Source organism: Pseudoalteromonas sp. T1lg88 (assembly GCF_002964765.1).
In the GTDB taxonomy this organism is placed as follows: domain Bacteria; phylum Pseudomonadota; class Gammaproteobacteria; order Enterobacterales; family Alteromonadaceae; genus Pseudoalteromonas.
This window is the reverse complement of the sequence record NZ_PQCF01000032.1, coordinates 378,986-403,407: the sequence shown is the minus strand read 5'-3', so window position 1 is coordinate 403,407 and position 24,422 is coordinate 378,986. Positions and strand designations below refer to the sequence as shown.

Here is a 24,422-nt window from a genome sequence, read left to right as displayed (position 1 = left end):
TTTTGCCCTTGGCAACCATGGCAACGATATTAATTCCTAGAGGATAAGAATATGAAATGCCAAGTTTTAAGTGTGTTATTTGCTATTAGCTTAAGCAATGCTTACGCCAGTGATGATTTACCAGTCGCCCCCGCGGAGACGATCAAGGAGTACACGCAGATGTGCCTAGACTGGGCCAGGGAAGATGACATCGACGAGCAAGGCTTGTACAAGTATGTTTTGGACTGCGTCAACGAGGAGTTGACCTCAGCGGGCTATCAAACTGTAGAAAAAGTAGATATCAAATAACCACTTAGCTTATTCATAGCAAGCGCTTTCAAACGCTTGCTATAAGCCTAGGGGAAAATAAAAGCCGCCTGGAATCCAGAGCGGCTTTTTTTATAGCGAGTTAGATGGACTTACTGCGAGCCCTATTTGGCCTTTTTAGCAGCGGCTTTTTGCTTTTCTTCCACCACCCATTTGCCATGCTCATAGGTTGCCTTCCAACCCGTGGCCTTACCATCTACCTCTGTCATCACATACTGAGACTTGGTTTTGCGGCTAAAGCGGACAATCGCCGGGTTACCATCCGAGTCCTCACTAGGCGCGTCGGCAAGGTAATAGAATTTCGGTGAAATTCGGTCACGGAAGCGTCGCAGCTCTTCCACTTTAGGCGCTCGTGTTTCCCTAGATTTCGGGAAGGTCGAAGCGGCAAGGAAAATACCTGCAGCGCCGTCACGTAACACAAAGTAGGCGTCCGATTTCTCACACTCTAGTTCCGGCAGGTGCACAGGATCCTCTTTTGGTGGCGCCGGCTCACCATTTTTCAACAGCTTGCGAGTGTTTTTACATTCTTCATTGGTACAGCCGAAGTATTTACCGAAGCGGCCGTTTTTCAGCTCCATATCGCTGCCACATTTATCGCACTCGATAATGGGACCATCATAACCCTTAAGCTTAAACTGACCCTGTTCAATAAGATAGCCGCTACAACCCGGGTTATTACCACAGACATGCAGTTTACGGTTTTCATCGATAAGGTAAGAGTCCATCGCCGTTTCGCACTTAGGACAGCGCTTCATCTGCATCAGGGTCGAGGTTTCTACGTCTTCCACCTCATCGGCGTTCACCGCTTCCTCACCTGGGGTAAGATTCATGGTGGTGGTACAACGCTCCTTCGGCGGCAGGTTATAGCCGGTACAACCCAAGAACACGCCGGTTGATGCGGTACGAATACCCATTTTACGACCACAGGTCGGACAATCGATATCGGTTTCCACCATCTGATTTTGGCGCATGCCGCCTTCGGCTTCATCGCCACCGGCAATGCTCAGCTGGCTGCTAAAGTCGGCGTAGAAGTTATCCAGTACCTGAGTCCACTGACGCTCGCCCTCGGCGATATCATCCAGACGTTCTTCCATTTTGGCGGTAAAGTCATAGTTCATCAGCTCGGTGAAATTCTCAAGCAGACGATCGGTGACGATTTCACCCATTTTCTCGGCAAAGAAGCGACGGTTTTCAACACGCACATAGCCGCGATCCTGAATGGTACTGATAATGGCCGCATAGGTAGAAGGACGACCAATGCCACGCTTTTCAAGCTCTTTAACCAGACTCGCTTCGCTAAAACGCGCCGGCGGCTTGGTAAAGTGCTGCTGCGGGTCAAGCTCAACCAAGGACAGTTCATCACCGACTTTTAATGCCGGTAGCGCCTGCTCTTCTTCGTTTTTCTTACGTACCGCTGGCTGCACTCGCGTCCAACCGTCAAAACGCATCACTCGGCCCTTGGCTTTAAGCTCAAAGTCACCGGCTTCTACGCGAATGGTGGTTAAATCGTATTGCGCCGGTACCATCTGACAGGCCACAAACTGGCGCCAGATCAGTTCATACAGCTTCTTGGCATCGGCGTCGACGCCTTCTACATGACCTGAAAGTATATTGACATCGGAAGGACGAATCGCTTCGTGCGCTTCCTGGGCATTGCCCTTAGCGCTGTAAATATTGGCGGTTTCCGGCAGATAATTAGCACCAAACTTGTCGTTAACATAGTCGCGACACATGTTTATCGCGTCTTGCGACAGGTTGGTCGAGTCGGTACGCATATAGGTGATATAACCGGCTTCGTACAGACGCTGCGCCAACATCATGGTTTTCTTTACGCCATAGCCCAGGCGCGTACTGGCTGCCTGTTGCATGGTCGAGGTAATAAAGGGGGCACTCGGACGGCTCTTGCTCGGCTTTTCTTCTACTTCGCTGACCACATAACGAGCATCTTGTAAAAGTGCCGTTGCGGCGTCGGCCTGTTCTTTATTTACAGGTTTGAATGCTTCACCTTGTTGTTTGCTCACCAACAGGCGCAGGGCTTCTTTCTTGGCGCTAACATCGGCGTGAATATCCCAGAATTCCTGAGGAATAAAGGCCTTGATCTCGCGCTCGCGTTCAACCAGCAAGCGCACGGCAACAGACTGCACGCGACCGGCAGACAAACCACGGGCAACTTTTTGCCACAACAGCGGCGACACCATAAAGCCCACAACACGGTCTAGAAAACGGCGGGCTTGCTGCGCCTGCACCATATCGGTGTTGAGTTCGCCAGGAGCTGAGAAGGCTTGTTGAATGGCATTTTTGGTGATTTCGTTAAACACCACGCGCTTATACTTATCTTTATCGCCACCGATAATCTCTTCGAGGTGCCAAGCAATGGCTTCCCCTTCTCTATCCAAATCGGTTGCGAGATAGATTTCATCGGCATCTTGGGCTAGCTTTTTCAGCTCCTGAACAACCTTCTCTTTACCGGGAAGGATTTCATAATGGGGCTGCCAGCCTTTTTCCGGGTCTATGCCCATGCGCGCAACTAGGTTTTGGTAGTCTCGCTTCTTTTTATAGGCCGCCTTTTCCTCCGGCGCCATTTTACGTACTTCTGCCGGAGACTTGCCTGCAGGTGCTTTGGCTTTACCCGAGCCAGACGTAGGTAAGTCACGGACATGACCAACGCTGGACTTAACGATGAAGTCCTTACCCAGGTATTTATTGATTGTTTTTGCTTTTGCAGGAGACTCTACAATGACTAGCGATTTGCCCATAATAGTCTAAGTTGACCCATCTCTTATATATAATGACTGCCCTTGTCCTGGGCACGAATAAATATAGGTATATCTACTATCACCCATTGTTACAAGCTTTAACACTAAACTTTTATCCAATCAGTGATTTTTTAACCAGCGCTTGCTGCGCTTTTAACCAGAGGCGAATTATGTAAAATAGCGGCCACTGGCTAGGGTCTGTTTATCTTTGCGGTTTACTTTATGTTCAATCTAAACGCATTCTGATCGCGACGCGAGCTATGCAGCTTAGTTATTCTATGTAAATAGTGAGCAACAAAGAGCAGGAGGCGTTTAGATGAACCCACAGGGCAGCGCTTGTAGTGTCTTTCTACTGTGTTATCGCATGCTCATGTAGAATAACTACACCACATATACTCTACCTTGTATAAATACACCTCAAACTGCTGCAGAAACAAACAGCAAAGGTCAACAGACCCTTTTGCGGGGCAAATATATAGGAATAAAAACAAAATTGCCAACCGCGCACCCTGCATTTACCTCCTAAAGCATAAAAACTGATTGTTTATCCCGTGTTCAGAGCCACAAAATCACGGTTAGCGGCCTGCTTATTTAGTGCGCAGATTGATAAAAAGTTATCGTTTTTCGCTGCATTAAAGCCGGTTCGCTGATAGGCTATAGCAAAATTATTATAATGAAGTTGATCGTTACTTATGTCTTCACAAGGTTCATTAAGTCTCACCACACGCATTATGCTGGGTATGGGACTGGGAGTATTTGTTGGCTTCCTGTTCAAATTTATCCTCGGCGGTGAACAAGAATTACTGTTGAACTTAGGGCTTTTTTCCCTGCCAATTAAAGCATTTTTCGTTGATGGCCTGTTCCATATCGGCGGACAAATCTTTATCGCCAGCTTAAAAATGTTAGTGGTGCCCTTGGTGTTTGTGTCCCTAGTTTGCGGTACCTGTAACTTAAGCGATCCGAAAACTTTGGGGCGTTTGGGCGGCAAGTCCATCGTTTTGTACCTTGCCACCACGGCCATTGCCATTACCGTTGCCATCACCCTGGCGCTGCTGTTTAACCCAGGTGAAGGCATCGCCCTGCCTCACGATGCCAGCTTTGATGCCAAACAGGCACCGACCCTGGCGCAGGTGATCATCAGCATGTTCCCGACCAACCCAATAGATGCCATGGCCAATGGCAACATGCTGCAAGTAATCGTCTTTTCTTTACTCTTTGGTGTCGCCATGGCCCTTAGCGGCGAAGCGGGACAGCGCTTAAGCGCAATTTTCGAAGACCTAAACAATGTGATTCTTAAGCTGGTGACCCTGCTTATGAACATCGCCCCATACGGGGTATTTTGTTTGATGGCAAAACTCTTTACCACCATAGAAATCGCACTGATCTGGAGCCTGGCCAAATACTTTGGCGTGGTGCTTTTGGCCCTGGCCATCCATGGTTTAATAAACTACTCGGTTATTTTCAAAGTCTTTACCGGCCTAAGTCCATTTAGATTCCTGGCGCAGATGAAAGACACCTGCTTGTTTGCCTTTAGTACCTCAAGCTCCAGCGCCACCATGCCGGTTACCCTTGAGACGGCAACCAAGAAGCTGGGCGCCAGCAACTCTGTGGCTTCTTTTACAGTACCTCTGGGCGCCACCATTAATATGGATGGCACCGCCATTATGCAGGGTGTGGCCACCGTATTTATCGCCCAGGTCTTTATGGTTGATTTAACACTATCCGATTACCTTATGGTTATTCTTACTGCAACTCTGGCCTCGGTAGGCACAGCCGGCGTACCCGGTGTTGGCCTGATCATGCTGGCCATGGTGCTTAACCAGGTTGGCCTGCCGGTAGAAGGGATTGCCCTGATCATAGGTGTTGACCGCCTGCTGGATATGACCCGCACCGCGGTTAATGTGACCGGCGACTGTATGGTGACCTGTGTGGTAGCCAAGTCCGAAGGTCAGCTCGATGAAGCCGTGTTTAACGACTTAGAATCGGCCAAGGAACTTGAAGAATACAACCCCAAGGCTAAGAGCTAACGGCTCAGGCCTACGGGCTGTGATCTGAAATAAAAAAGCCTCGCAACACGCGAGGCTTTTTTATCACACTATAAAATTAAGGCCTAAGACTTTTGCTCTTACTCCAAAGGCGCATCCCAAGCTGCTCAATGGTAATGGCAAAATTCTTCGCTACCTTCTCCGCCAGGCCTTTTTTCAGCTTATAGGTCACCTTGTAGGTTTGGTAGTCCTTCACCAGGTTTAATAGCTCATCGTCACTGGTGCTTATTCTATCCACCAGACCCTTGTTATGGGCATCCAAGGCAAACCAATGCTCCCCGGTGGCCACTTGCTCGATATCCAGCGCGGGACGATGCTCGGCAACAAACTGCTTAAATAAAGTATGAGTTTGCTCTATTTCTTCACGGAACTTTTCCCGACCCGCATCGGTATTTTCGCCAAACAGAGTCAGGGTGCGCTTATATTGACCCGCGGTGATCTGCTCATAGTCAATATCGTGCTTTTTAAGCACCTTATTAAAGTTAGGGATTTGCGCAATCACACCGATAGAGCCGACGATGGCAAAGGGCGCGGCGATTATTTCATCGGCCACACAGGCCATCATATAGCCACCGCTGGCGGCAACCTTGTCTATGGCCACGGTCAGCTTAATCTCAGCGTTTTTAAGACGTTGCAATTGCGATGCACCAAGGCCATAGCCGTGTACTACTCCGCCGCCGCTCTCTAAACGCACCAGCACCTGGTCTTTATCCTTATCCGCCAAGCTGATAATGGCGCTCACTTCCTGGCGCAAGGACTCAACTTCATGAGCATCCATAGAGCCTTTAAAGTCGATAACATAAAGCCGCCCCTTGGGCTCTTTGTCCGCCTCTTCCTTAGCCGCCTGCTTGCGCTCTTTATTAAGTACCTTTAACGCTTTTTTATCCAACGTATTGTCTAGGAAGTCATCCTTTATCTGCTTCATCTGCTCGGATAAATCATCTACTTCCAAAGTACCGGGTTTAGTTTTTGGCTTGGCCGCGGCGCCAACAATAAGAGCAATAACCACACCTATGGCCACCACTATGGTCAGGGCTTTAGCCAAAAACAGGCCATATTCAAACAAGTATTCCACTGAAATTCCTCTTAAATTTACTATGCAGGCAATGTAACACAGCGTACCGACATAAAAAAAGCCGCACCCTAAGGGTACGGCTTCAATCTCTAAGTTATACGCTTACTTGGCGATAACAGACGCATCTGAAATCGGCAATACCGTACCTTTAGTTGCCAGGTATGTAGCAAACTGGCGCTGCATTTCAGCGTTAGCCGCAGCACTGCTTTGCGCATCGGCACCTGCCATCTCATCCGGTGCCGGTGTTAGCAAGGAGCCATGGTGACCTTTAGCAAAGCGAACCAGGTAGCTGGCCGGCTCTGGAGTCATTTTCATCTCGGTAGCAACCGTTGCGCCCATCAAGAGCGACAAAGGAATGGTACCGGCGATCGGGTTGGTTGCCACTTGCACCGGAACCACGGTATCAGGTTTATTACCCGCACCGTCACCCACCACCGCAGTTGTCAGCACAGGTGTACCCTGAGCATTGACACGCATGGCGTAGTTGGTCGGATCGCCGGCATCAATAATGGTCTGCGCCGCAAATGAGAACTCACTGACCAGGCCTTGAATGTTCGCCAAGCTGGCACTGTCGCCTGTGGCTTGCAGTGAAGCCAGGAAGGCCTGATAACTACAAGTTACATAGGCTTCTTGGTTTTCTACATACTGAGCACAGCTGGCCAGGGCATCGCCTTGCATAAAGGCGCTAAAGGCGGCCGATTCTGCGCTACCTGCGCCTAACAATACCGAACCCTGGATAAAGGGACCGAAGGTATCGGAATTAAGTAAGATGCTGGCGGCACCGCCACCACCACTGCTCAGCGCTGCAGTATGCACCTTGAATAATGGGTCTACCTGAGGTGCCAGCGGCGTATTGGTTGTGGCCAAGAACGACGGCGACACGATAGAGCCCATAGAAATAGCACCCAGGCTCACGTCTTGGGCGTTTAGTTCAGGATCGCCACTGAAGTTTAAGGCCAAACGCAGACCCAATAGATCCGCAGTTGACTGGCGTACATTATCACGGCCCACCAACAAGGATTGCAGGTTCATATAGGCCAGGATAGAGCCGGTAGTAGCGTTAAAATCATCGGTACCGTCAAGATCCACATCGATACCGCGCTCACCGTGCGCCGGTAAATCTATGGCCACGGTTGCTAAGCCTTGCAGGCTAAGCGCACCAGTTAATGCCAGCATGTCTTCTTTTTGACGGGTAATACCGTGTTGTAAGATAACCACGGGCCAACCGCCTTCAGGCATGCTCATCGCTGGCAAGCCTAACTGACCACGAATGGCGTTTAGGGTGGCCAAATCGCTCGGCTTGGTGATCTGCACCGGCACATTGGCGTAACTTTGTACTTTCGGGATCTTGTTGTACTTGGTGAGGTGACGCTTATCATCTAGACCTAGATCGCGCAGTAACCCACCACTTAGAGCATGACATAAGGCATCCTCGGTCGTTTGTGGTTGCTCAGGGAAAGCTTCACCGACATTGGCTCTATGGGCCATCACCGCAACGGCATTATCGCAGGCACCCTGCCAGTAAATGTCGTTTAAATCGCTAAGCTCGGTGCCTTCAGGAGTCTTTAGATAGTTAGGAAGCAGCACGCTGCCTTTTTCATAACTGACCGCGTTAAACATCACAGGCACATCTTGCATGCCTTGCATGGCGAAGACCTGACCCACGGTAATAAGGGGCTGCTCTGGAATTTGCACCGCAGGCGTCGGCAGGCTTGGCTCTTGTATTGAGGCCGCCAGGATACTCTTAATGGTATTCAAGATTTCGCCGGCCGATTGCATGGTCATGGCCGCCGAATAAATAATATCGTCCTTGCTTAAATCTGTGCTGCCAACAATGACATTTTCATAGCTGTTGAGCACCGCCTGCAGTGATTTTTGCTCTGGCGTCACCAAAGGCTCTTCACCGCTGGCCAAGGCGTAAGTTGACGAAGACGCGATGGCGCGACCTTCACTGTCTTTCAGGCTGGTTGTTAATACCGTGATGTAAGAGCGGCCTTGCGTGAAAGGTTTCAACGGCACTACGGCCACTGCGTCACCACTGCCCTGGGTGATAAAATCTACGCCGAAGCCTAATTCTTTAACGAACTCACAAGCGATGCCAGCGGGCACCGCAGCACAGCTTTGCGAGCTTTGATCTGCGCCCATCACCACTTCAAAAATACGCACGCTACCCGGGGTGGCTGCCGAGGTTGGATCTAAGCTTACGCCGGCTGCGAATTTTAAGTCGATTTTAAATGGCGTTTGCGTCGACCAGCCGTCCAAGGCACCAAGGGCCAACTGGGGGCTACTGTAATCATCGCCTTCGCCGGGAATAGCTAAAGTACCGTCTTGAGTGCCGCTAAATAGCAGGTCGTTGGGAACCGACACAGCGCCGTTACTTGGGTCAAAAACCACGGTAGATAGTGGAATGACTGTTGGGGTTTCTGTTTTGATTTCTTCGAGCGTGTCTTCGCTGCCACAGCCAGCGAGAGCAGAAGCTACAGCGAGAGAAAGTAGCATTTTTTTCATTGTGTTGGCTCCAAACCTGTTCTTATTGTTCTGCGCAAATAATGTTAATCAAAATGATAGAAAATCGTTAATGACACATTAGACCAGTTTAACTTATCGTAAACAGGTACGTTTCGCTACTTAAATTTGTAATAAATCACTTACTTGTTTATTGACTGTGGTAAAATCCAGCAAAAATCATGCGCTAGGTGCTACTGATGCAAAACTACAATGCAAGTGCGAATGCACTAGACCAAAAAACTATACTTGTTACCGGAGCCGGCGACGGCATCGGCCGTGTTGCCGCCCTGACTTACGCCAAGCACGGTGCGACAGTGATCTTGCTGGGTAAAACCACCAAAAAACTTGAGGCCGTGTACGATGAAATCGTTGCCGCCGGTTACCCACAGCCTGCGATTGTACCTTTGGATTTAAAAGGTGCAACCAAGCAAAACTATCGCGACTTAGCCGCCACCATAGAGCAGCAATTCGGCAAGCTTGATGGCCTGTTGAACAATGCCAGTATCCTCGGCTCGCTAGGTCCCCTTGAGCACTTCTGCTCATCGACCTTTGAAAGCATTATGAAGGTTAACGTCACCGCCCAAGCGCTGTTAACCAAGGCCATGTTCCCTGTGCTGCGCAAGGCGCCGCATGCATCTATTATCTTTACCTCATCGGGTGTAGGCCGCGAGGGTCGTGAATTTTGGGGTGCCTACTCTATCTCTAAATTCGCCACCGAAGGCATGATGCAAACCTGGTCAAAAGAAGTGGGTAAAACCAACATCCGCATCAACTGTATTAACCCAGGTGCTACCCGCACCAGCATGCGTGCCAGCGCCTTCCCCGGTGAAGACAGAGATAAACTGGCGACGCCAGAAGATTTGATGCCGACCTACCTGTACCTGATGAGCGATGACTCAATCGAGGTAAATGGTCAATCGCTGGATGCGCAAACAAAAAAGTAGGCCAACAATTTAATTTGGCTTAGACATAAAAAACGCCGTATTACACGGCGTTTTTTATTGGCTGTTTCGCAGTGACTATCTGCGTTTCTTTTGCTGCTGCACACGTTGGTTGTGCTTTTTCACCGCCTTACGAATACGGTTCACCTGAGCGCGCTTATCCTTACGCTTAGGCTGCAGCTGCTCTACGGTCAACTTGGTTTGCTTTTCCGGGCGCAGGCCAACACTCTTACGTAGGTAGTTTACGCGACCCAGCTCCAGCTCTTCCCAGCCCCCCTGGGGCAAACGTTTATTCAGATCCAGCTCACCGTAGCGTACACGAATAAGACGGGATACTTCCACGCCCTGCGATTGCCACATACGGCGTACCTCACGGTTACGACCTTCACTCAGGGTTACATTAAACCACTTGTTGATCCCTTCACCACCCATGGGCTTGATGGTATGAAAGCGTGCCGGGCCGTCATCGAGCTCAACGCCCTTGGTCAGGGTTTTCAAGGTGTCATTGGTGACTTCGCCGAAGACACGTACCGAGTATTCACGCTCGATTTCATAGCTGGGGTGCATCAGGCGGTTCGCCAGTTCCCCGTCATTGGTAAACAACAACAGGCCCGAGGTATTGATATCCAAACGACCGATGGCAATCCAGCGATCGCCGTCGATACGCGCAGGCGGTCAAATACGGTGCGGCGGCCTTCAGGATCTTTACGGGTACACAACTCGCCTTCCGGCTTATGGTACATGATCACTCGACAAATACGCTCCGCCGGCTGCTCAATCTTGACGATATGGCCGTCAACACGGATCACCTGGTTTACTTCAACTCGGTCGCCCAAACGCGCCACCTTGCCGTCAACACTGACACGGTTCCCTTCGATGTACTTCTCCATCTCACGACGGGAGCCAACACCGGCACGGGCTAACACTTTTTGTAACTTTTCACTCATTAAGATGGTTCTCTCACAGAAGGATCATGTAATAGTTTTTCTATCTGGCTGTGCTGCTGCGCCGGTAAGGGCGGTAACTGCTCAAGGCCAGATAAAGAAAAATAGTCTAAAAATTCATTGGTGGTGGCATACAAGGCCGGTCTTCCCGGTACCTCTTTATGGCCTACCACCTTTACCCAGCCCCGCTCCTGCAGGGTTTTGATAATATTACTGGCCACGGTCACGCCGCGTACCTGCTCAATCTCACCCCGGGTAATGGGCTGGCGATAGGCGATAAGTGACAAGGTCTCCATCAGCGCCCGCGAATACTTGGGGGCACGCTCCACAAACAGCTGACTTAGCCAGGGGCTGAGACTGCTACAGGCCTGAAAACGATAGCCCGAGCCCACCTTGACCAGGCGAATGCCGCGGGTTTGATAATGCTCTTCTATGCTTTCCAGTGCCTGGTTCAGGCGCTTGGGCGCCACGCTGATATCACTGAGTAGGGTTTCTTTTAGTTGTTTTTTTGTCAGTGGTTGTGGTGATACAAAAATAGCCGCTTCAATAAGCTCGACCAGTTGCTCATCACTAATACGTCTGCTGCTCATGACTGCACCTCCGTCGCAGCGGCTATTATGGCAGAGCCGGGCCCGAAGGCAAAGCGCTTCATGCCTCTTGTGGTTTTAGGCGCACATGGATCAAAGACTCGCTCGTGGCCTGCTGACACAAGATCAGCCCTTCTTTGGTCAGCTCTAAAATGGCAATAAAGGTGACGACAACACCGGCACGGCCCTCGGATACGGTAAATAAGGCATGAAAGTCGAGGTAACCCGGCGCCTGTTGCAGCCGCGTGAGAATATCACTCATGCGCTGGCGGGTAGATAAGTGCTCCGGACTAATATGATGATGCTCAAAGGTTTTTGCCCGCGCCATCACATCACTCAGGGCCAGCATCAAATCCTGCATAGAGACATCGGGGAACAGCGGCTCGGGCTTGGCCTGCTCGTCAACCAGGGCATGAGCGGTAAAGATATCCCGCTCAAGGCGCGGAATTTCGTCGAGACGCTCTGCCGCCTTTTTAAATTGCTCGTATTCCTGCAGACGGCGCACCAGCTCGGCTCTGGGGTCTTCTTCGTCTTCCCCCAACTCCTGATGTACCGGTAACAACAATCGCGACTTAATTTGCGCCAACAGCGCCGCCATCACCAGGTATTCCCCCGCCAGTTCAAGCTGAAACTCGCGCATCATCTCCACATACTTCATATATTGTTCTGTGATGCTAAACACAGAAAGCTCCAGCACATCGAGCTTATGCTTTTTGATCAGATATAAAAGTAAGTCGAGGGGACCTTCAAAGGTTTCCAGTACCACCTCTAAGGCATCGGGAGGAATATACAAGTCCTCCGGCTTTTCTATCACGGCTTCGCCGCGGATAAAGGCCAGAGGTAACTTTTGTTGCTGGGGTATGACTTGCTCTGTCATTGAAATGGACTTGGGTCACCACAGCCTATGCGCAGCACCTCGATATCGTCTTCGGACATATCGATCACAGTCGTGGCCTGCTCGCTTAAATAGCCGCCGTGAATAATCACGTCCACCTGTTTTTCCAAACGCAGGCGGATTTCATCCGGATCTGACTCGGTAAACTGCTCACCTGGTAAAATTAGCGAGCAACTCATCAAGGGCGCATCCAGCTCTTCCAATAAAGCCTGGCTGATAGGATGGTCGCTGACGCGAATGCCTATGGTTTTCTTTTTCTCATTGAGGACCCGGCGCGGTACTTCTTTGGTACCTTTTAAAATAAAGGTATAGGGCCCCGGGGTATTGTTTTTAATCAGGCGGAACATCTGGTTATCGACCCGGGCATAGGTGGCAAGCTCAGATAAATCACGACATATCAGGGTGAAATTATGGTGCTTTTCGATGCCGCGAATGCGGGTGATGCGCTCCTGGGCTTGCTTTTCACCCAGTTGGCAGCCGATGGCATAGCCCGAGTCGGTTGGGTAGACCACCACCCCACCTTGGCGAATAATGTCCACCGCCTGCTGAATGAGGCGACGCTGCGGGTTTTGCGGATGGATATGGAAAAACTGACTCATGGCTGTCCTTGGTATTGTTTTATGACTGTGACTGCCAGCGTTGCCAGACGCCATCACAGTCTTTTGGTAAGTATAGGTTCTTTCCTAATTCTATGTAAGGTAAAGGGAAATGGAAATCAGAACCCTGTGAACCTAGCAGTCCATTTTCACGCGCCAGCTGGCCTAAAAACTGCCGCTCACACGGAGCCTGCTGGGTTTGTGCCACTTCCATGGCATCGCCGCCTAGGCCACTAAACTCGCCAATGAGCTTACGCAGCCATTTATTCGACATCTTGTAACGCCCGGGGTGCGCCAACACCGCCTGACCACCGGCGCTGTGAATGGCGTCGATAGCCGTGCCCATATCACACCAGGTACTTGGCACATAGCCGGTGTTACCTCGGCTGAGGTACTTTTTAAACACGCCTTGCATGGTTTTTGCGGCGCCCTGGGCCACCAGCACACGGGCAAAATGGGCGCGGGTTACCTGGGCTTTTTCAGCGAGCGCCAAGGCCTGCTCATGGGTGTTTTCAAAACCAGCTTTATCCAGACGTTCACCAATTTTAAGCGCACGTTCTCTGCGTTTTTGCTGCTGTTGACCTAGCAATTCGTTAAGCTCTTCGTTTTCAGTATCGACCTGCAGACCAACAATATGAATTTCAAAACTATGCCAGCGGGTGGATATTTCAACCCCAGGCACTAAGGTCAGCGGCAGGTTCAACTCGCTGATGGCGGCCTGCGCCGGTGCAATGCCCGCCAAAGTGTCATGATCGGTCAGGGCCAACACATCCACGCCCTTATCTGCGGCGCGCTGCACAAGCTCAGCAACGCTTAACTTGCCATCGGAAAATTGACTGTGGCTGTGGAGATCATACTTCAACGCGGTTATCCCATTGTGGTCTTTTGTTAAATCCCTGCCAGTGTACCATTTTATCCGGCGCCTAGGGGCAACTTATGTCATTGCCAAGGCCAGCAAAGTTTTCTTTGCACTTTTATGCCCCTTGGGGTTGACTCTGATGCCGAGGTAAGTTTTACTAACTGGCATAATTTTTCGGTTCAAAAAGAAATAAATATGCGCTCAGCAAAACTAATTCATATCACTTGGTGGTGGCACTCGAACTAGCGGGTGGGATTAGTCGTGGCTGTAGCCAGCACAGAACTGATAACAAACCCGCTCATGTCGCGGGTTTTTTTGTAACTAAATTTGGTAACTAACAATGATTTTTACTCAGTCTAAACACATGATGATTTGGTGGTGGCACTCGAACTAGCGGGTGGGCCTGATCATGGCTGAGCAATTTTCAAACCCGCTGCTTATCATTAAGTCAGCGGGTTTTTTATTATGTAGCGTTTAAAACCGAAAAAATCGGTTAAAACAAAAGGGAATGAGGACCTTTTTTATGATATTTAGTCACATCTCGACGACCGCCGGGCAAGTGACCAGCATTAGTTTGCGACGGGATTATATTCCGTCCGCGCTAAGCCTGTTTGCCAAGCTGGATAAGAGCAATGCCTTATTGCTGGAATCGGCGGAAATCGACTCCAAAGCCAATTTAAAAAGCCTGGTGCTGGTCGATGCGGCGCTGCGCATCGAGTGCAATGGCAACCAGGTACAGGTTCAGGCCTTGTCCAATAATGGTGCCCAGCTACTGCCTTATTTGCAGCAACACCTAAGCGATGCCAGCACCGAGTTGCAAAATGACACCCTGAATATTTGCTATCCAAGTGTTAACCAAAACCTTGATGAGCATGCCAAGCTCAAGGCCGCTAACGCTTTTGATACCCTAAGACAATGTATTGAGCGTATCGACAGCAACGGTGACAACCCCTTCTCGGTGTTTCTCGGTGGCGTAATGAGTTATGACATGGTCGCCAATGCGGAGGCTTTACCCAGCGTGCCCACCAAGGAAAACACCTGTCCCGACTATGTTTTTTATCTGGCAGAAACCCTGGTGGTGATTGACCATCAACAACAAAGCACAGAAATTATCGGCAATGTTTTTAATGGCCCCGAGGTTCATGCCAATTGTTTTGAGGTTGGGCAACAGGTTGAGCGCCTTAATGCGCTCTGTGACGACCTGAACGAATTCACGCTAGCGAGTACAACAAATCCCTTATCGCCAAGCCAGGCTCAGGTCGATATTGACGACGCCCTTTTTATGGCCCAGGTTAGCCAATTGCAGCAGCATATTATCGATGGCGATATTTTCCAGGTCGTGCCTTCGCGCACCTTTACCCTGCCCTGCACTGAGCCGCTGGCCGCCTACGCCAGATTGAAGCAGCAAAACCCCAGCCCTTATATGTTTTACCTGCGCGATCAGGATTTCAGCCTGTTTGGCGCTTCGCCTGAGTCGGCGCTGAAATATTGCGCCAGCAGCAACCAGGTTGAGGTCTACCCTATTGCCGGTACCCGACCACGTGGTAAAAACGCCGACGGCAGTATCAATCTCGACCTCGACTCGCGTATCGAGCTGGATCTTCGTGATGATGCCAAGGAGCGCGCCGAGCATATTATGCTGGTTGATTTGGCTCGTAACGATGTCGCCCGCATCAGCGAGGCCGGCACCCGTTATGTTAAGGAGCTGCTTAAGGTCGACCGCTATTCTCATGTGATGCACCTGGTATCGCGCGTTGTCGGTCAATTAAAGGATGATTTAGATGCCCTGCATGCCTATCAGGCCTGCATGAATATGGGCACCCTGGTCGGCGCCCCCAAAGTCAGCGCCGCCCGTCTTATTCGTGAGGTAGAGCAAAAACGCCGTGGCAGTTATGGCGGTGCCGTGGGTTATCTTACCGGCGATGGCTCCATGGATTCCTGTATCGTTATTCGCAGTGCCTTTGTAAAAGACGGCTATGCCCATGTCCAAGCTGGTGCCGGCGTGGTGTTTGACTCAGACCCACAAAGCGAAGCGGATGAAACCCGTGCCAAGGCCAGTGCCGTGCTAAGCGCTATTGCGGCTAGTCAATCTGCTCGCGAAAAGGAGACAAGGGCATGAAATATAAGATTTACTTCTTAGATAATATCGACTCATTCAGTTATAACCTGGTAGATGAGTTTGCCCAGCTAGGACAAGACCTGGTGGTGTATCGCAATACCGTCGATGCCCAGAGCATTTATCAGCGCATGTGCGCCGAAACCCAGCCCGTGGTGCTGGTGCTCTCTCCCGGCCCTGGTGCGCCAAGCGATGCCGGTTGCATGATGGCCTTAATTGAGCTGTGCCGTGGTCAATTTCCCATACTTGGCATTTGCCTTGGCCAGCAGGCATTGACTCAGGCTTATGGCGGCACTGTCGGTCACGCCAAGGAAACGGTGCACGGTAAGTCATCGGCTATTTCCTTGGCTCCACATCCGGCGTTTAGCGGCTTTGGCGATACCCTGGTGGTGGCCCGTTATCACTCCTTGGTGGCAACCAGCGTACCGACCCAGCTTGAAGTGATCGCCGAGTACGACGGCATGACCATGGCCATTTGCCAGGCGCAGGATAAGGTGCTCGGGTATCAATTCCACCCGGAGTCGATCCTCACGCCCAATGGCGCCCAATTACTGCGCCAAAGTCTAGACTATTTGACCGCTAAGGAGTAAGCCATGGACCTGTTAGCACAACTATACCAACAGCAGGACCTGAGCTTTGCCCAGGCAGAAGCGCTGTTTAACGACATTATGCAAGGACGTGTGGACGATATTACCCTGGCGGCCATCCTCACGGCACTCAAAATCAAGGGCGAATGCAGTGACGAAATCGCCGGTGCGGCCTCGGCCATGCGCGCCAATGCGGTGCCCTTTCACACCCAGGCCAAGGACTTAATCGACAGCTGCGGTACCGGCGGCGATGGCGCCAATACCATAAATATCAGCACCACCGCCTCTTTAGTAGCCGCAGCCTGTGGCCTTAATGTGGTCAAACACGGTAATCGCAGCGTCTCCAGCAACAGCGGCTCTTCCGACTTGCTTGCAAGCCTGGGCGTCAATATTAATATGACCCCAGAGCAGGCGGCTAATTTGCTTGAGCAAACCGGTTTTACATTTTTGTTTGCGCCCCTGTACCACAGCGGTGTAAAACACGCCATGGCGGTGCGCACCACCTTAAAAACCCGCACCCTGTTCAACCTGCTTGGTCCCTTGGCAAACCCGGCCAAACCTCAGGCGCAACTGCTTGGCGTGTACGACCCGGCCTTATGCCTGCCGATGGCAAAAACCCTAAAGCAACTGGGTTGCCAACGCGCCATGGTAGTGCACGGCAGTGGGACCGATGAAATTGCCCTGCACGGCGACACTAAAGTCGTAGAGCTAAATGATGGCCAGTTGCGCGAATATACCTTAAGCCCCAGCGACTTTGGCTTGGCACACTTTAGCCTGGACGAACTCAGCGGCCAGGGCCCAGAATATAATGCCAAGGCCACGCGCGCGATTTTAGCCGGCCAAGGGAGCGACGCGCATAACGGAGCCATTATTGCCAATGTCGCCGCCCTGTTGGTTATCAATAATAAGGCGAGCAGCTTTAAGGAGGCCGCCGAGCAGGTGCGCCAGGTTTTGGCCAGCGGCCAAGCACAACACACACTTAATGCCATTATCGAGGTGAGCCATGGCTAATGTTTTAGAAAAAATCGTCGCCGACAAGCGCATCGAAGTGGAAGCGCGTAAACAGGCACACCCACTGGCAAGCTTTAGCGCGCAAATCGTGCCAAGTCAGCGCGATTTTTATGCCGCCTTGAGTGCGGCGCCAACGAGTTTTATTCTCGAATGTAAAAAGGCCTCGCCCTCAAAGGGCTTGATCCGCGAGGTGTTTGACCTTGATGCCATCACCTCAGTGTACAAGCACTATGCCAGCTGCATCAGTGTGCTGACCGATGAAAAGTATTTTCAAGGCAGCTATGATTATCTGACCAAGGTACGTACCCTTGTGGACCAACCGCTGATCTGTAAAGACTTCTTTATCGACCCCTACCAGGTTTATCTGGCGCGCCTGCACGGCGGCGATGCCATTTTACTCATGCTTTCGGTGCTCGATGATGACACCTATCTGGAGTTGGCTGCGCTGGCGCACTCCTTAAATATGGCGGTGCTGACCGAGGTCAGTAACGAAGAAGAAGTCACTCGTGCTCTGGCCCTAGATGCCAAGATTATCGGCATCAATAACCGTGATCTTAGGGACTTAAGCACGGACTTGGCCACCACGGAGCGCCTGCGCTCACTTATTCCTGAAGATAAATTGGTGATCTCCGAGTCCGGTATCTACAGCCATCAGGATGTTAAGCGCCTAAGTCCCTTGGTGGATGGCTTCCTGGTAGGCAGCTCACTGATGGCCCAGGCAGATTTAGAAGGCGCCTGTCGCAGCCTGATCCTTGGCGAGAATAAGGTCTGTGGCCTGACTCGCATTCAGGATGCCCAGGCCGTGTACCAGGCCGGTGCCTATTATGGTGGCCTTATTTTCTACCCGGGCTCGCCCCGATATGTGGATATCGACTGCGCCTCTGCCATAGTCGACAGCGCACCGCTGCGCTATGTTGGCGTGTTTGTCGATGCCGATATTGCGCAGGTCAGCGAGTACGCCAATCGCCTTAAATTAGCTGCGGTGCAGTTACATGGTCATGAAGATGAGGCTTATATTCGCACCCTCCGTAACACCCTGCCCCTGACCTGCCAGATCTGGAAGGCCCAGGCGGTGGCCGACACCCTCCCCGTGGGTATTGCTGGGGTAGACAGAGTGCTGTACGACACCTATAGCAAAACGGCCAAGGGGGGTACAGGCGTGCAGTTCGACTGGAATTTACTCGGTGGCGCCACTGCGCCCTACATGCTCGCCGGCGGCATTCAAGCAGACAATATCGGCAGTGCCCAGCAAACCCAAGCTTTGGGCTTAGATTTAAATTCCGGGGTGGAGTCCACACCCGGGAAAAAATGTATTAATAAGATTAACGCTGCCTTTGCGGCAATTAGGAATTACTGAGGTAGTTATGAAAAATTCAGCCTATTTTGGCGACTTCGGCGGCATGTATGTGCCGCAACTTTTGGTCCCGGCGCTTAAGCAGCTAGAAGATGAATTTAACAAGGCGCAACTGGATGCCAGCTTCCAGAAAGAGTTCCACTCATTGCTAAACGAATATGCCGGCAGGCCAACACCCCTGACATTGACCCGCAATCTGGTCAAAAACCCTAAGGTAAAGCTCTACCTTAAGCGAGAAGATCTGCTCCATGGCGGCGCCCATAAAACCAACCAGGTGCTTGGCCAGGCCCTACTTACCAAGCGTATGGGCAAAAATGAGGTGATAGCGGAAACCGGTGCCGGACAGCACGGTGTGGCCACGGCCCTGGCCTGCGCCTTACTGGGCCTTAAATGCCGCATTTATATGGGTGCCAAGGACGTCGAGCGCCAGCAACCCAATGTCTTTCGCATGCGTTTAATGGGCGCCGAAGTGATCCCGGTCACCGCCGGCTCTGGCACCTTGAAGGATGCGGTCAACGAGGCGCTGCGCGACTGGTCTGCCAACTATAAAACCGCGCACTATTTATTGGGCACAGCGGCGGGGCCGCACCCCTTCCCGACCCTAGTTCGTGAGTTCCAAAAAATGATCGGTGAGGAAGCCAAGCAACAGGTATTGGCGGCGGAAGGCCGTTTGCCGGATGCGGTGATCGCCTGTGTTGGCGGCGGCTCAAATGCCATCGGCATGTTTAACGACTTTATCGACGAGCCTGGCGTCAAACTAATCGGCGTTGAGCCTGCGGGTAAGGGTCTGGACAGTGGCGAGCACGGCGCCACCTTGTGCAAGGGCACCAAGGGTGTGCTGCACGGTGCCTACACCTATATTATGCAAACCGAGCAGGGGCAAATTGAAGAGTCCTACTCGGTATCCGCAGGCCTGGATTACCCTGCGGTGGGACCGCAGCACGCCTATTTACATGAAACCGGGCGCGCCCAGTATGTGGGCATTACCGATGATGAAGCCCTGGATGCTTTTAAGGCATTGGCTCGCAATGAAGGGATCATTCCGGCGCTTGAGTCCAGCCATGCCCTGGCCTACGCCTTAAAGTATGCCGAGCAGCAAGAACAGGACACCATTTTAGTGGTTAACCTCAGTGGCCGAGGGGATAAGGATCTGGCCCATGTCCACACTGTGTTAGAAGCAAAAGGAGAGCAGTAATGAACCGCTATAGCACCACCTTCGCCAACCTAAGCGCCAACAACGAAGGTGCCTTTGTGCCCTTTGTCACCATAGGCGATCCCAACAAGGAGCAAAGCCTGGCGATTATTAAAAGCCTTATCGATGGCGGCGCCGATGCCCTGGAGCTGGGCATTCCCTTCTCCGATCCCATTGCCGACGGCCCGGTGATACAACAGGCCAATATTCGCGCCTTGGCGGCAAATATCGATACCGATACCTGCTTCGATATCATCAAGCAGGTGCGCGAGTATAACGCCGATATTCCCATCGGCCTGCTGCTGTATTCAAATCTGGTGTTTGCCAAGGGCATAGATAATTTTTATCGGTTGGCCAAAGAAGCGGGTGTGGACTCCATTTTGGTTGCGGATGTGCCTTTGCATGAATCCAAGGTCTTTCGCCGTGCGGCCATGAGCCAGGGCATAGCGCCTATTTTTATCGCCACGCCCAATGCCGATGATGACACCTTGCGCCAATGTGCCTCCTATGGCCGCGGCTACACCTATTTGCTCTCTCGCGCCGGGGTCACAGGCACAGAAACCAAAGCGCAGATGCCGCCCCAGGAGTTAGTCACTAAGTTGAGTGAGTATCACGCCGCTCCAGCCTTGCTGGGCTTTGGGATCAGCACCCCGGAGGATGTAAGGCAAGCACTGCAAAGCGGTGCAAGCGGTGCCATCAGTGGCTCGGCCGTGGTTAAAATCATTGCCCAGCATCTAGATGATGAAGCGGCCATGTGCCAGGCACTGCGCGAATTTTGCGCCGAGATGAAGGCGGCGACCCGCTAAGCTTGTAATCGGTCTTTAAGTGCCTTGGCGCACTTAAAGGCCACCTTGTTTTGCCCGGCAATTTCAATTTGTTCGCCGGTTTGCGGATTGCGGCCCATCTTGGTCGGATGATAGCTTAAGGAGAAGTTGCCAAATTTGGGAATAAATACCGCATCACCTTCGTGTAATGAACGACTAATGGCATCGAGCATGGCCGTAAGTGCCGCACCGCATTGCTTTTTCGTTAAACCGCTGTGTTGCCCCATGGCATCAATAAGCTGTTTTTTGTTCACTTGAATCCCTACTAAAAACTTTAAAGGCGCGCAGCCTAAAAGCGCAGCCCTTAAATGTCAAACCCAGCCTTTGTCCTTGAGCTTAGGGGCCGATGCTGGTAAAACACCTGCTACCAGAAGTAATGGATGTGGCTATGAGCACACTAATCGAATATATCCCGCTAATTTTATTTTTTGCCGTTTATAAAATGGTCGATATCTATTGGGCCACTGGGGTCTTGGTCGCTGCCAGCGCCATACAAATGGCCTACGCCTATTTTAAGGAAGGAAAAATCGGCACCCGCCACTGGGTGTTTTTCGCCATCGCCTTGGTGCTTGGCACCATGACCATCTTGTTTCGCGACGAGCACTTTATTCAGTGGAAGGCGACCTTCATCTACGCCATCTTGGCACTGACGCTTGTTATTTCGCGCTGTTTTTTCAAAAAGAACCTAGTACAAAAAGCCTTGGTTGGGCTCTTAAATTCCGTGGCCGAAAAGCAAAGTGACAGCAGTGCCGACAGTAACGCCGGCAGCAGTGATGCCAACAACATCTTGGTACCGCAAAAAGTGTGGGAGCAATTGAATATTTTTTGGGTGGTGTTGTTTAGTGCCATTGCCGCCCTCAATATCTATGTGGCCTATAACTTCTCCCTTGATTTTTGGGTGAATTTTAAGGTCTTTGGGCTGATGGGGATCACCTTTGTTGCCATCATCTTTACCATAGTGCGCGTCTACCCCTATTTTCCTGACGAACAGTCATAACCCTGCCTCAATCCATTGCTACACTTAATGCATCGCGCTGTAGCAATGGAGCGTTTCCTTGACTAATACCCAGTATCGCTGGCTTGAGCTTTTCTGCGTTTTTATCATATTGCCCCTGGTGGGCCTTGGCTTGCGTGAACATTTACAAAACTGGCTAATCCCGGCGCTGATCATTCTCACCGCTGTGTGTTGTTTTATTCTACTGACCGACCCTCATTTTAAACGCTTTCGCATTACCTCCATGGGCCAGTTTCCGGTAGTGAAAAAGCGCATGGCCACGTTTTTTCTGACCGGCGCCCTGCTCTCCGGGGTCTTGTACGGCATTATCAATCAGGAAAACTGGTTTAGTTACCCACTGCAATCGCCCATGAGCTGGTTGATGCTGCTCATCCTCTACCCCTTGCTCTCAGTCTTGCCGCAGGAGTTGATTTTTCGCACCTATTTCTTTCATCGCTATAAACCTATTATTCCCAATAAGACCAAGCGGGTGTGGCTAAGCGCCGCCGTATTTGCCCTGGCCCATGTGGTCTATGGCAATCTGGTGGCTGTGCTGTTGGCGTTTTTTGGCGGCTTATTGTTTTCTTACACCTATGCGCATTCGCGCTCGACTATCGCCTGCGTGCTTGAACATAGTTTATGGGGCTTGTGGATGTTTACGATTGGGGCGGGCAGTTATTTGGATGCGGGCGCCATATAGGCACCCGCGCTTGATTTAGAAACCAAAGATACTTACGGCGAAGAACTTGGTTGCCACGGTATTAATAAAGATCAGCAATAAGATCACTGGGATAAAGGTCGACAGTGAAAAGTTCACGTACTTTTCCATAAAGCTGCCGGCATAGCCGTCAGAGCCTTGTGAAAGCTCTTCGCTTAGCTTGGCCTTCTTCCAGCGATACATAACGAAAATACAGACCATCAGACCGTTGAGCGGCAATATGGTGTCATAAAAAACATCATATACCACATCGAACATGCTCTTGTCGCTGCCGCCATAATTGGTCAATTGTGTCAGCCAATCAACCATGCCAAAGGACAGGGTGCAGCCCACGGTCAGAATACCTATGGCGCCGGCTAACACCACAAGCGCTTTTTTACGGCTGTAGCCCTTTTCTTCAATCAAGGTCGCGGTAGGTACTTCAACGATCGACACCAAAGAAGTGATAGCGGCGAAGAACACCAATAAGAAGAATACAAAGGCGACGATGGATGCACCCACGTAACCTATATCGGTTTGCAGTGCCAGCAGAATTTTCGGCAGGTAAACGAAAATCATGGATACAGAAGAGTCGGATAACTCGCTTGGATCCGTGTTCGGATTAAAGCTGAAGATAGCCGGAAGCACCATAAGACCTGCGGTAAAGGCCACCAAGGAATCGGTGATCGCCACCATTTTCGCGCCACTGACGATATCATCTTTTTTCGAGATATAAGAGGCGTAGGTCATCAGGATACCCATGCCCAGCGACAGTGAGAAAAACGCCTGAGATAACGCGCCGTTTAACACACTGGCATTCATTTTAGAAAAATCAGGTACCACATAGTAACGCACCCCGGCCATGGCGTTGTCCAAGGTCAGTACATAGGCCACCAGGGCAATCAATAAAACAAACAGCGCGGGCATTAAAAACTTTGCCGCCTTTTCGATGCCGTCTTTTACGCCACCGACTAGGATAAGGTTGACCACCACGGCCACCACCAGCATATAGGCAAAAACGCTGTATTCATTAATAAAGCGCCCAAAGTTACCCGGATCGGCCAGGGCTTCAAGGTTACCGAAGGCAGTTTGTGCCAGATAGCCGAAGATCCATACGGTGATAACCATATAGAAAACGGCAATCATAAAGGGAGTCAATACAGCTAAAATGCCGGCACCACGCCAACGGGGTGAATTTCCCGATAGCTGGCGATAAGCACCGTAAGGGTCTTTTTGCGCCTTACGACCCATGGCCATTTCCGCCATCATCACAGGAAGACAAATAAAGGCCACAAACAGGGCATAGACGATTAAGAAGGCACCACCACCATTTTTGGTGGCCGATACAGGGAAACCAACCAGGTTACCGATACCAACCGCCGAACCGGCGGCTGCGAGAATAAAGCCCAGTCGCGAGCTAAAGTGTTCACGTTTTTCGCTCATAGAAAAACCTTGTTATTGTTTTAACCCGACTCTAGCAGTGTTAAACCGGCCTTTTCAAGCTTTATAGACGTATTTGCCCGAGTAAATCGGTGTGCATTTGTTTACAGCGTAAATTACGTGCATTCGTGTTAATACATGCCCTTTTATTCGTCAAGCGACTATGTCATTGCACGATAAAAATTTACAAGCGCCCTCAATGCTGGCTATCATAAAAGTAATTCATACCAACTACTTGGTTTTATTTATGTTGTACATGATTTACTCAACCGATGTTGAAAATTCGCTGGAAAAACGCCTTGCTGCTCGCCCTGCTCATTTAGCCCGTTTACAGGAGCTTGATAGCCAGGGTCGCTTGTATGTAGCCGGTCCGCTGCCTGCTGTTGACAGTAACGACCCAGGTGACGCCGGCTTTACCGGCTCACTGGTTATTGCCGAGTTCGACTCGCTGCAACAGGCACGGGAATGGGCCGCCGAAGACCCGTATATCGCCGCAGGCGTTTACGACAATTCTGTGGTTAAACCATTTAAAAAAGTACTCGGCGCATAAGTTCAGTAAAGGTTAATTGGTGTTTCGTATGCTAACCAATATGCCACCGCCTGTAGCTATGCCTACGGCTTAGCCTTTGGGATTATCCTCGGACTAATCCAAAGGATAAACCACAGGTTAACCCATATTAGGTTACCGAAGATTC

Annotated in this window: 21 protein-coding genes and 1 pseudogene; 12 read left to right on the top strand and 10 right to left on the bottom strand. The window is 50.9% G+C overall.

What is annotated here, in order from left to right; translation table 11 throughout:
* The first annotated feature begins 51 nt into the window (after positions 1-51).
* A complete protein-coding gene (locus tag C2M34_RS13445; RefSeq protein ID WP_105199215.1) occupies positions 52-288 on the top strand; it encodes a hypothetical protein in 237 nt (78 codons plus the stop codon).
* A gap of 122 nt (positions 289-410) precedes the next feature.
* On the opposite strand, the gene topA is transcribed toward C2M34_RS13445, so the two are convergent.
* The gene (gene topA, locus C2M34_RS13440; RefSeq protein ID WP_105199214.1) at positions 411-3,062 is read right to left on the bottom strand and encodes a type I DNA topoisomerase; all 2,652 of its coding nucleotides are present in this window, start codon (positions 3,060-3,062) and stop codon (positions 411-413) included.
* A gap of 692 nt (positions 3,063-3,754) precedes the next feature.
* Here topA and C2M34_RS13435 point away from each other — a divergent pair.
* On the top strand, positions 3,755-5,089 hold the full coding sequence (locus tag C2M34_RS13435) for a dicarboxylate/amino acid:cation symporter (RefSeq protein ID WP_105199213.1): 1,335 nt from the start codon (positions 3,755-3,757) through the stop codon (positions 5,087-5,089).
* Positions 5,090-5,165: 76 nt separating this feature from the next.
* On the opposite strand, the gene sohB is transcribed toward C2M34_RS13435, so the two are convergent.
* A complete protein-coding gene (gene sohB, locus C2M34_RS13430) occupies positions 5,166-6,182 on the bottom strand; it encodes a protease SohB (RefSeq protein WP_105259060.1) in 1,017 nt (338 codons plus the stop codon).
* Positions 6,183-6,284: 102 nt separating this feature from the next.
* Complete coding sequence (locus tag C2M34_RS13425) at positions 6,285-8,690, bottom strand: VolA/Pla-1 family phospholipase (RefSeq protein WP_105259059.1); 2,406 nt, start codon at positions 8,688-8,690, stop codon at positions 6,285-6,287.
* 197 nt (positions 8,691-8,887) lie between these two features.
* Between C2M34_RS13425 and C2M34_RS13420 the strand changes: the two genes are divergently transcribed.
* Positions 8,888-9,634, top strand: a complete 747-nt coding sequence (locus tag C2M34_RS13420) for a YciK family oxidoreductase (RefSeq protein WP_105199210.1) — start codon at positions 8,888-8,890, stop codon at positions 9,632-9,634.
* Between the two features lie 75 nt (positions 9,635-9,709).
* Here the strand turns inward: C2M34_RS13420 and rluB are convergent.
* The 5 genes and pseudogenes from rluB to rnm all read right to left on the bottom strand — a co-directional run bounded on the left by rluB (position 9,710) and on the right by rnm (position 13,515).
* Positions 9,710-10,578 (bottom strand): annotated as a pseudogene (rluB, locus tag C2M34_RS13415) (23S rRNA pseudouridine(2605) synthase RluB).
* Positions 10,578-11,165 carry an SMC-Scp complex subunit ScpB gene (gene scpB, locus C2M34_RS13410; protein WP_105199208.1) on the bottom strand — a complete coding sequence of 196 codons (588 nt, stop codon included), beginning with the start codon at positions 11,163-11,165 and terminating at the stop codon, positions 10,578-10,580. The pseudogene rluB and the gene scpB overlap by 1 nt, the downstream one beginning before the upstream one ends.
* A gap of 58 nt (positions 11,166-11,223) precedes the next feature.
* Complete coding sequence (locus C2M34_RS13405) at positions 11,224-12,039, bottom strand: segregation and condensation protein A (RefSeq protein ID WP_105259058.1); 816 nt, start codon at positions 12,037-12,039, stop codon at positions 11,224-11,226.
* Complete coding sequence (locus C2M34_RS13400) at positions 12,036-12,656, bottom strand: L-threonylcarbamoyladenylate synthase (protein ID WP_105199206.1); 621 nt, start codon at positions 12,654-12,656, stop codon at positions 12,036-12,038. The genes C2M34_RS13405 and C2M34_RS13400 overlap by 4 nt, the downstream gene beginning before the upstream one ends.
* A 19-nt stretch (positions 12,657-12,675) precedes the next feature.
* A complete protein-coding gene (rnm, locus tag C2M34_RS13395) occupies positions 12,676-13,515 on the bottom strand; it encodes an RNase RNM (protein WP_105199205.1) in 840 nt (279 codons plus the stop codon).
* Positions 13,516-14,035: 520 nt separating this feature from the next.
* Between rnm and C2M34_RS13390 the strand changes: the two genes are divergently transcribed.
* The 6 genes from C2M34_RS13390 to trpA are packed head-to-tail and all read left to right on the top strand — an operon-like array spanning position 14,036 to position 20,578.
* Positions 14,036-15,631: an anthranilate synthase component 1 gene (locus C2M34_RS13390; protein WP_105259057.1), complete on the top strand. Its 1,596-nt coding sequence runs from the start codon at positions 14,036-14,038 to the stop codon at positions 15,629-15,631.
* The gene (locus C2M34_RS13385; protein WP_105259056.1) at positions 15,628-16,218 is read left to right on the top strand and encodes an aminodeoxychorismate/anthranilate synthase component II; all 591 of its coding nucleotides are present in this window, start codon (positions 15,628-15,630) and stop codon (positions 16,216-16,218) included. Before C2M34_RS13390 ends, C2M34_RS13385 begins: the two co-directional genes overlap by 4 nt.
* A 3-nt stretch (positions 16,219-16,221) precedes the next feature.
* Positions 16,222-17,226 carry an anthranilate phosphoribosyltransferase gene (trpD, locus tag C2M34_RS13380; protein ID WP_105199202.1) on the top strand — a complete coding sequence of 335 codons (1,005 nt, stop codon included), beginning with the start codon at positions 16,222-16,224 and terminating at the stop codon, positions 17,224-17,226.
* Positions 17,219-18,583, top strand: coding sequence for a bifunctional indole-3-glycerol-phosphate synthase TrpC/phosphoribosylanthranilate isomerase TrpF (trpCF, locus tag C2M34_RS13375; protein ID WP_105259055.1), 1,365 nt, complete (start codon positions 17,219-17,221; stop codon positions 18,581-18,583). The genes trpD and trpCF overlap by 8 nt, the downstream gene beginning before the upstream one ends.
* A gap of 7 nt (positions 18,584-18,590) precedes the next feature.
* Positions 18,591-19,775, top strand: a complete 1,185-nt coding sequence (trpB, locus tag C2M34_RS13370; RefSeq protein ID WP_105259054.1) for a tryptophan synthase subunit beta — start codon at positions 18,591-18,593, stop codon at positions 19,773-19,775.
* Entirely contained in the window at positions 19,775-20,578 is an 804-nt protein-coding gene (gene trpA, locus C2M34_RS13365) for a tryptophan synthase subunit alpha (RefSeq protein WP_105199199.1), read from the top strand. Before trpB ends, trpA begins: the two co-directional genes overlap by 1 nt.
* Here trpA and C2M34_RS13360 read toward each other — a convergent pair.
* Positions 20,575-20,850 carry an HU family DNA-binding protein gene (locus C2M34_RS13360; RefSeq protein WP_105259053.1) on the bottom strand — a complete coding sequence of 92 codons (276 nt, stop codon included), beginning with the start codon at positions 20,848-20,850 and terminating at the stop codon, positions 20,575-20,577. The genes trpA and C2M34_RS13360 overlap by 4 nt on opposite strands.
* 134 nt (positions 20,851-20,984) lie before the next feature.
* Here C2M34_RS13360 and C2M34_RS13355 point away from each other — a divergent pair, with 134 nt between their 5' ends.
* Positions 20,985-21,593, top strand: coding sequence for an inner membrane-spanning protein YciB (locus C2M34_RS13355; RefSeq protein ID WP_105199252.1), 609 nt, complete (start codon positions 20,985-20,987; stop codon positions 21,591-21,593).
* 58 nt (positions 21,594-21,651) lie between these two features.
* The gene (locus C2M34_RS13350) at positions 21,652-22,290 is read left to right on the top strand and encodes a CPBP family intramembrane glutamic endopeptidase (RefSeq protein WP_105199197.1); all 639 of its coding nucleotides are present in this window, start codon (positions 21,652-21,654) and stop codon (positions 22,288-22,290) included.
* Between the two features lie 15 nt (positions 22,291-22,305).
* Here C2M34_RS13350 and C2M34_RS13345 read toward each other — a convergent pair whose 3' ends face one another.
* Entirely contained in the window at positions 22,306-23,730 is a 1,425-nt protein-coding gene (locus tag C2M34_RS13345) for a sodium-dependent transporter (protein WP_105212918.1), read from the bottom strand.
* A 244-nt stretch (positions 23,731-23,974) separates the two neighbouring features.
* Between C2M34_RS13345 and C2M34_RS13340 the strand changes: the two genes are divergently transcribed.
* The gene (locus C2M34_RS13340; protein WP_105199251.1) at positions 23,975-24,277 is read left to right on the top strand and encodes a YciI family protein; all 303 of its coding nucleotides are present in this window, start codon (positions 23,975-23,977) and stop codon (positions 24,275-24,277) included.
* Positions 24,278-24,422 lie beyond the last annotated feature (145 nt).

What these genes read in the sequence shown, in the direction of transcription:
- C2M34_RS13345 (WP_105212918.1), bottom strand. Translation starts at nt 23,730, where the DNA reads ATGAGCGAAAAACGTGAACACTTTAGCTCGCGACTGGGCTTTATTCTC.
- trpD (WP_105199202.1), top strand. Translation starts at nt 16,222, where the DNA reads ATGGACCTGTTAGCACAACTATACCAACAGCAGGACCTGAGCTTTGCC.
- C2M34_RS13405 (WP_105259058.1), bottom strand. Translation starts at nt 12,039, where the DNA reads ATGACAGAGCAAGTCATACCCCAGCAACAAAAGTTACCTCTGGCCTTT.
- C2M34_RS13400 (WP_105199206.1), bottom strand. Translation starts at nt 12,656, where the DNA reads ATGAGTCAGTTTTTCCATATCCATCCGCAAAACCCGCAGCGTCGCCTC.
- C2M34_RS13445 (WP_105199215.1), top strand. Translation starts at nt 52, where the DNA reads ATGAAATGCCAAGTTTTAAGTGTGTTATTTGCTATTAGCTTAAGCAAT.
- C2M34_RS13340 (WP_105199251.1), top strand. Translation starts at nt 23,975, where the DNA reads ATGTTGTACATGATTTACTCAACCGATGTTGAAAATTCGCTGGAAAAA.
- C2M34_RS13420 (WP_105199210.1), top strand. Translation starts at nt 8,888, where the DNA reads ATGCAAAACTACAATGCAAGTGCGAATGCACTAGACCAAAAAACTATA.
- C2M34_RS13425 (WP_105259059.1), bottom strand. Translation starts at nt 8,690, where the DNA reads ATGAAAAAAATGCTACTTTCTCTCGCTGTAGCTTCTGCTCTCGCTGGC.
- trpB (WP_105259054.1), top strand. Translation starts at nt 18,591, where the DNA reads ATGAAAAATTCAGCCTATTTTGGCGACTTCGGCGGCATGTATGTGCCG.
- scpB (WP_105199208.1), bottom strand. Translation starts at nt 11,165, where the DNA reads ATGAGCAGCAGACGTATTAGTGATGAGCAACTGGTCGAGCTTATTGAA.
- trpA (WP_105199199.1), top strand. Translation starts at nt 19,775, where the DNA reads ATGAACCGCTATAGCACCACCTTCGCCAACCTAAGCGCCAACAACGAA.
- topA (WP_105199214.1), bottom strand. Translation starts at nt 3,062, where the DNA reads ATGGGCAAATCGCTAGTCATTGTAGAGTCTCCTGCAAAAGCAAAAACA.
- C2M34_RS13385 (WP_105259056.1), top strand. Translation starts at nt 15,628, where the DNA reads ATGAAATATAAGATTTACTTCTTAGATAATATCGACTCATTCAGTTAT.
- C2M34_RS13355 (WP_105199252.1), top strand. Translation starts at nt 20,985, where the DNA reads ATGAGCACACTAATCGAATATATCCCGCTAATTTTATTTTTTGCCGTT.
- C2M34_RS13435 (WP_105199213.1), top strand. Translation starts at nt 3,755, where the DNA reads ATGTCTTCACAAGGTTCATTAAGTCTCACCACACGCATTATGCTGGGT.
- C2M34_RS13390 (WP_105259057.1), top strand. Translation starts at nt 14,036, where the DNA reads ATGATATTTAGTCACATCTCGACGACCGCCGGGCAAGTGACCAGCATT.
- trpCF (WP_105259055.1), top strand. Translation starts at nt 17,219, where the DNA reads ATGGCTAATGTTTTAGAAAAAATCGTCGCCGACAAGCGCATCGAAGTG.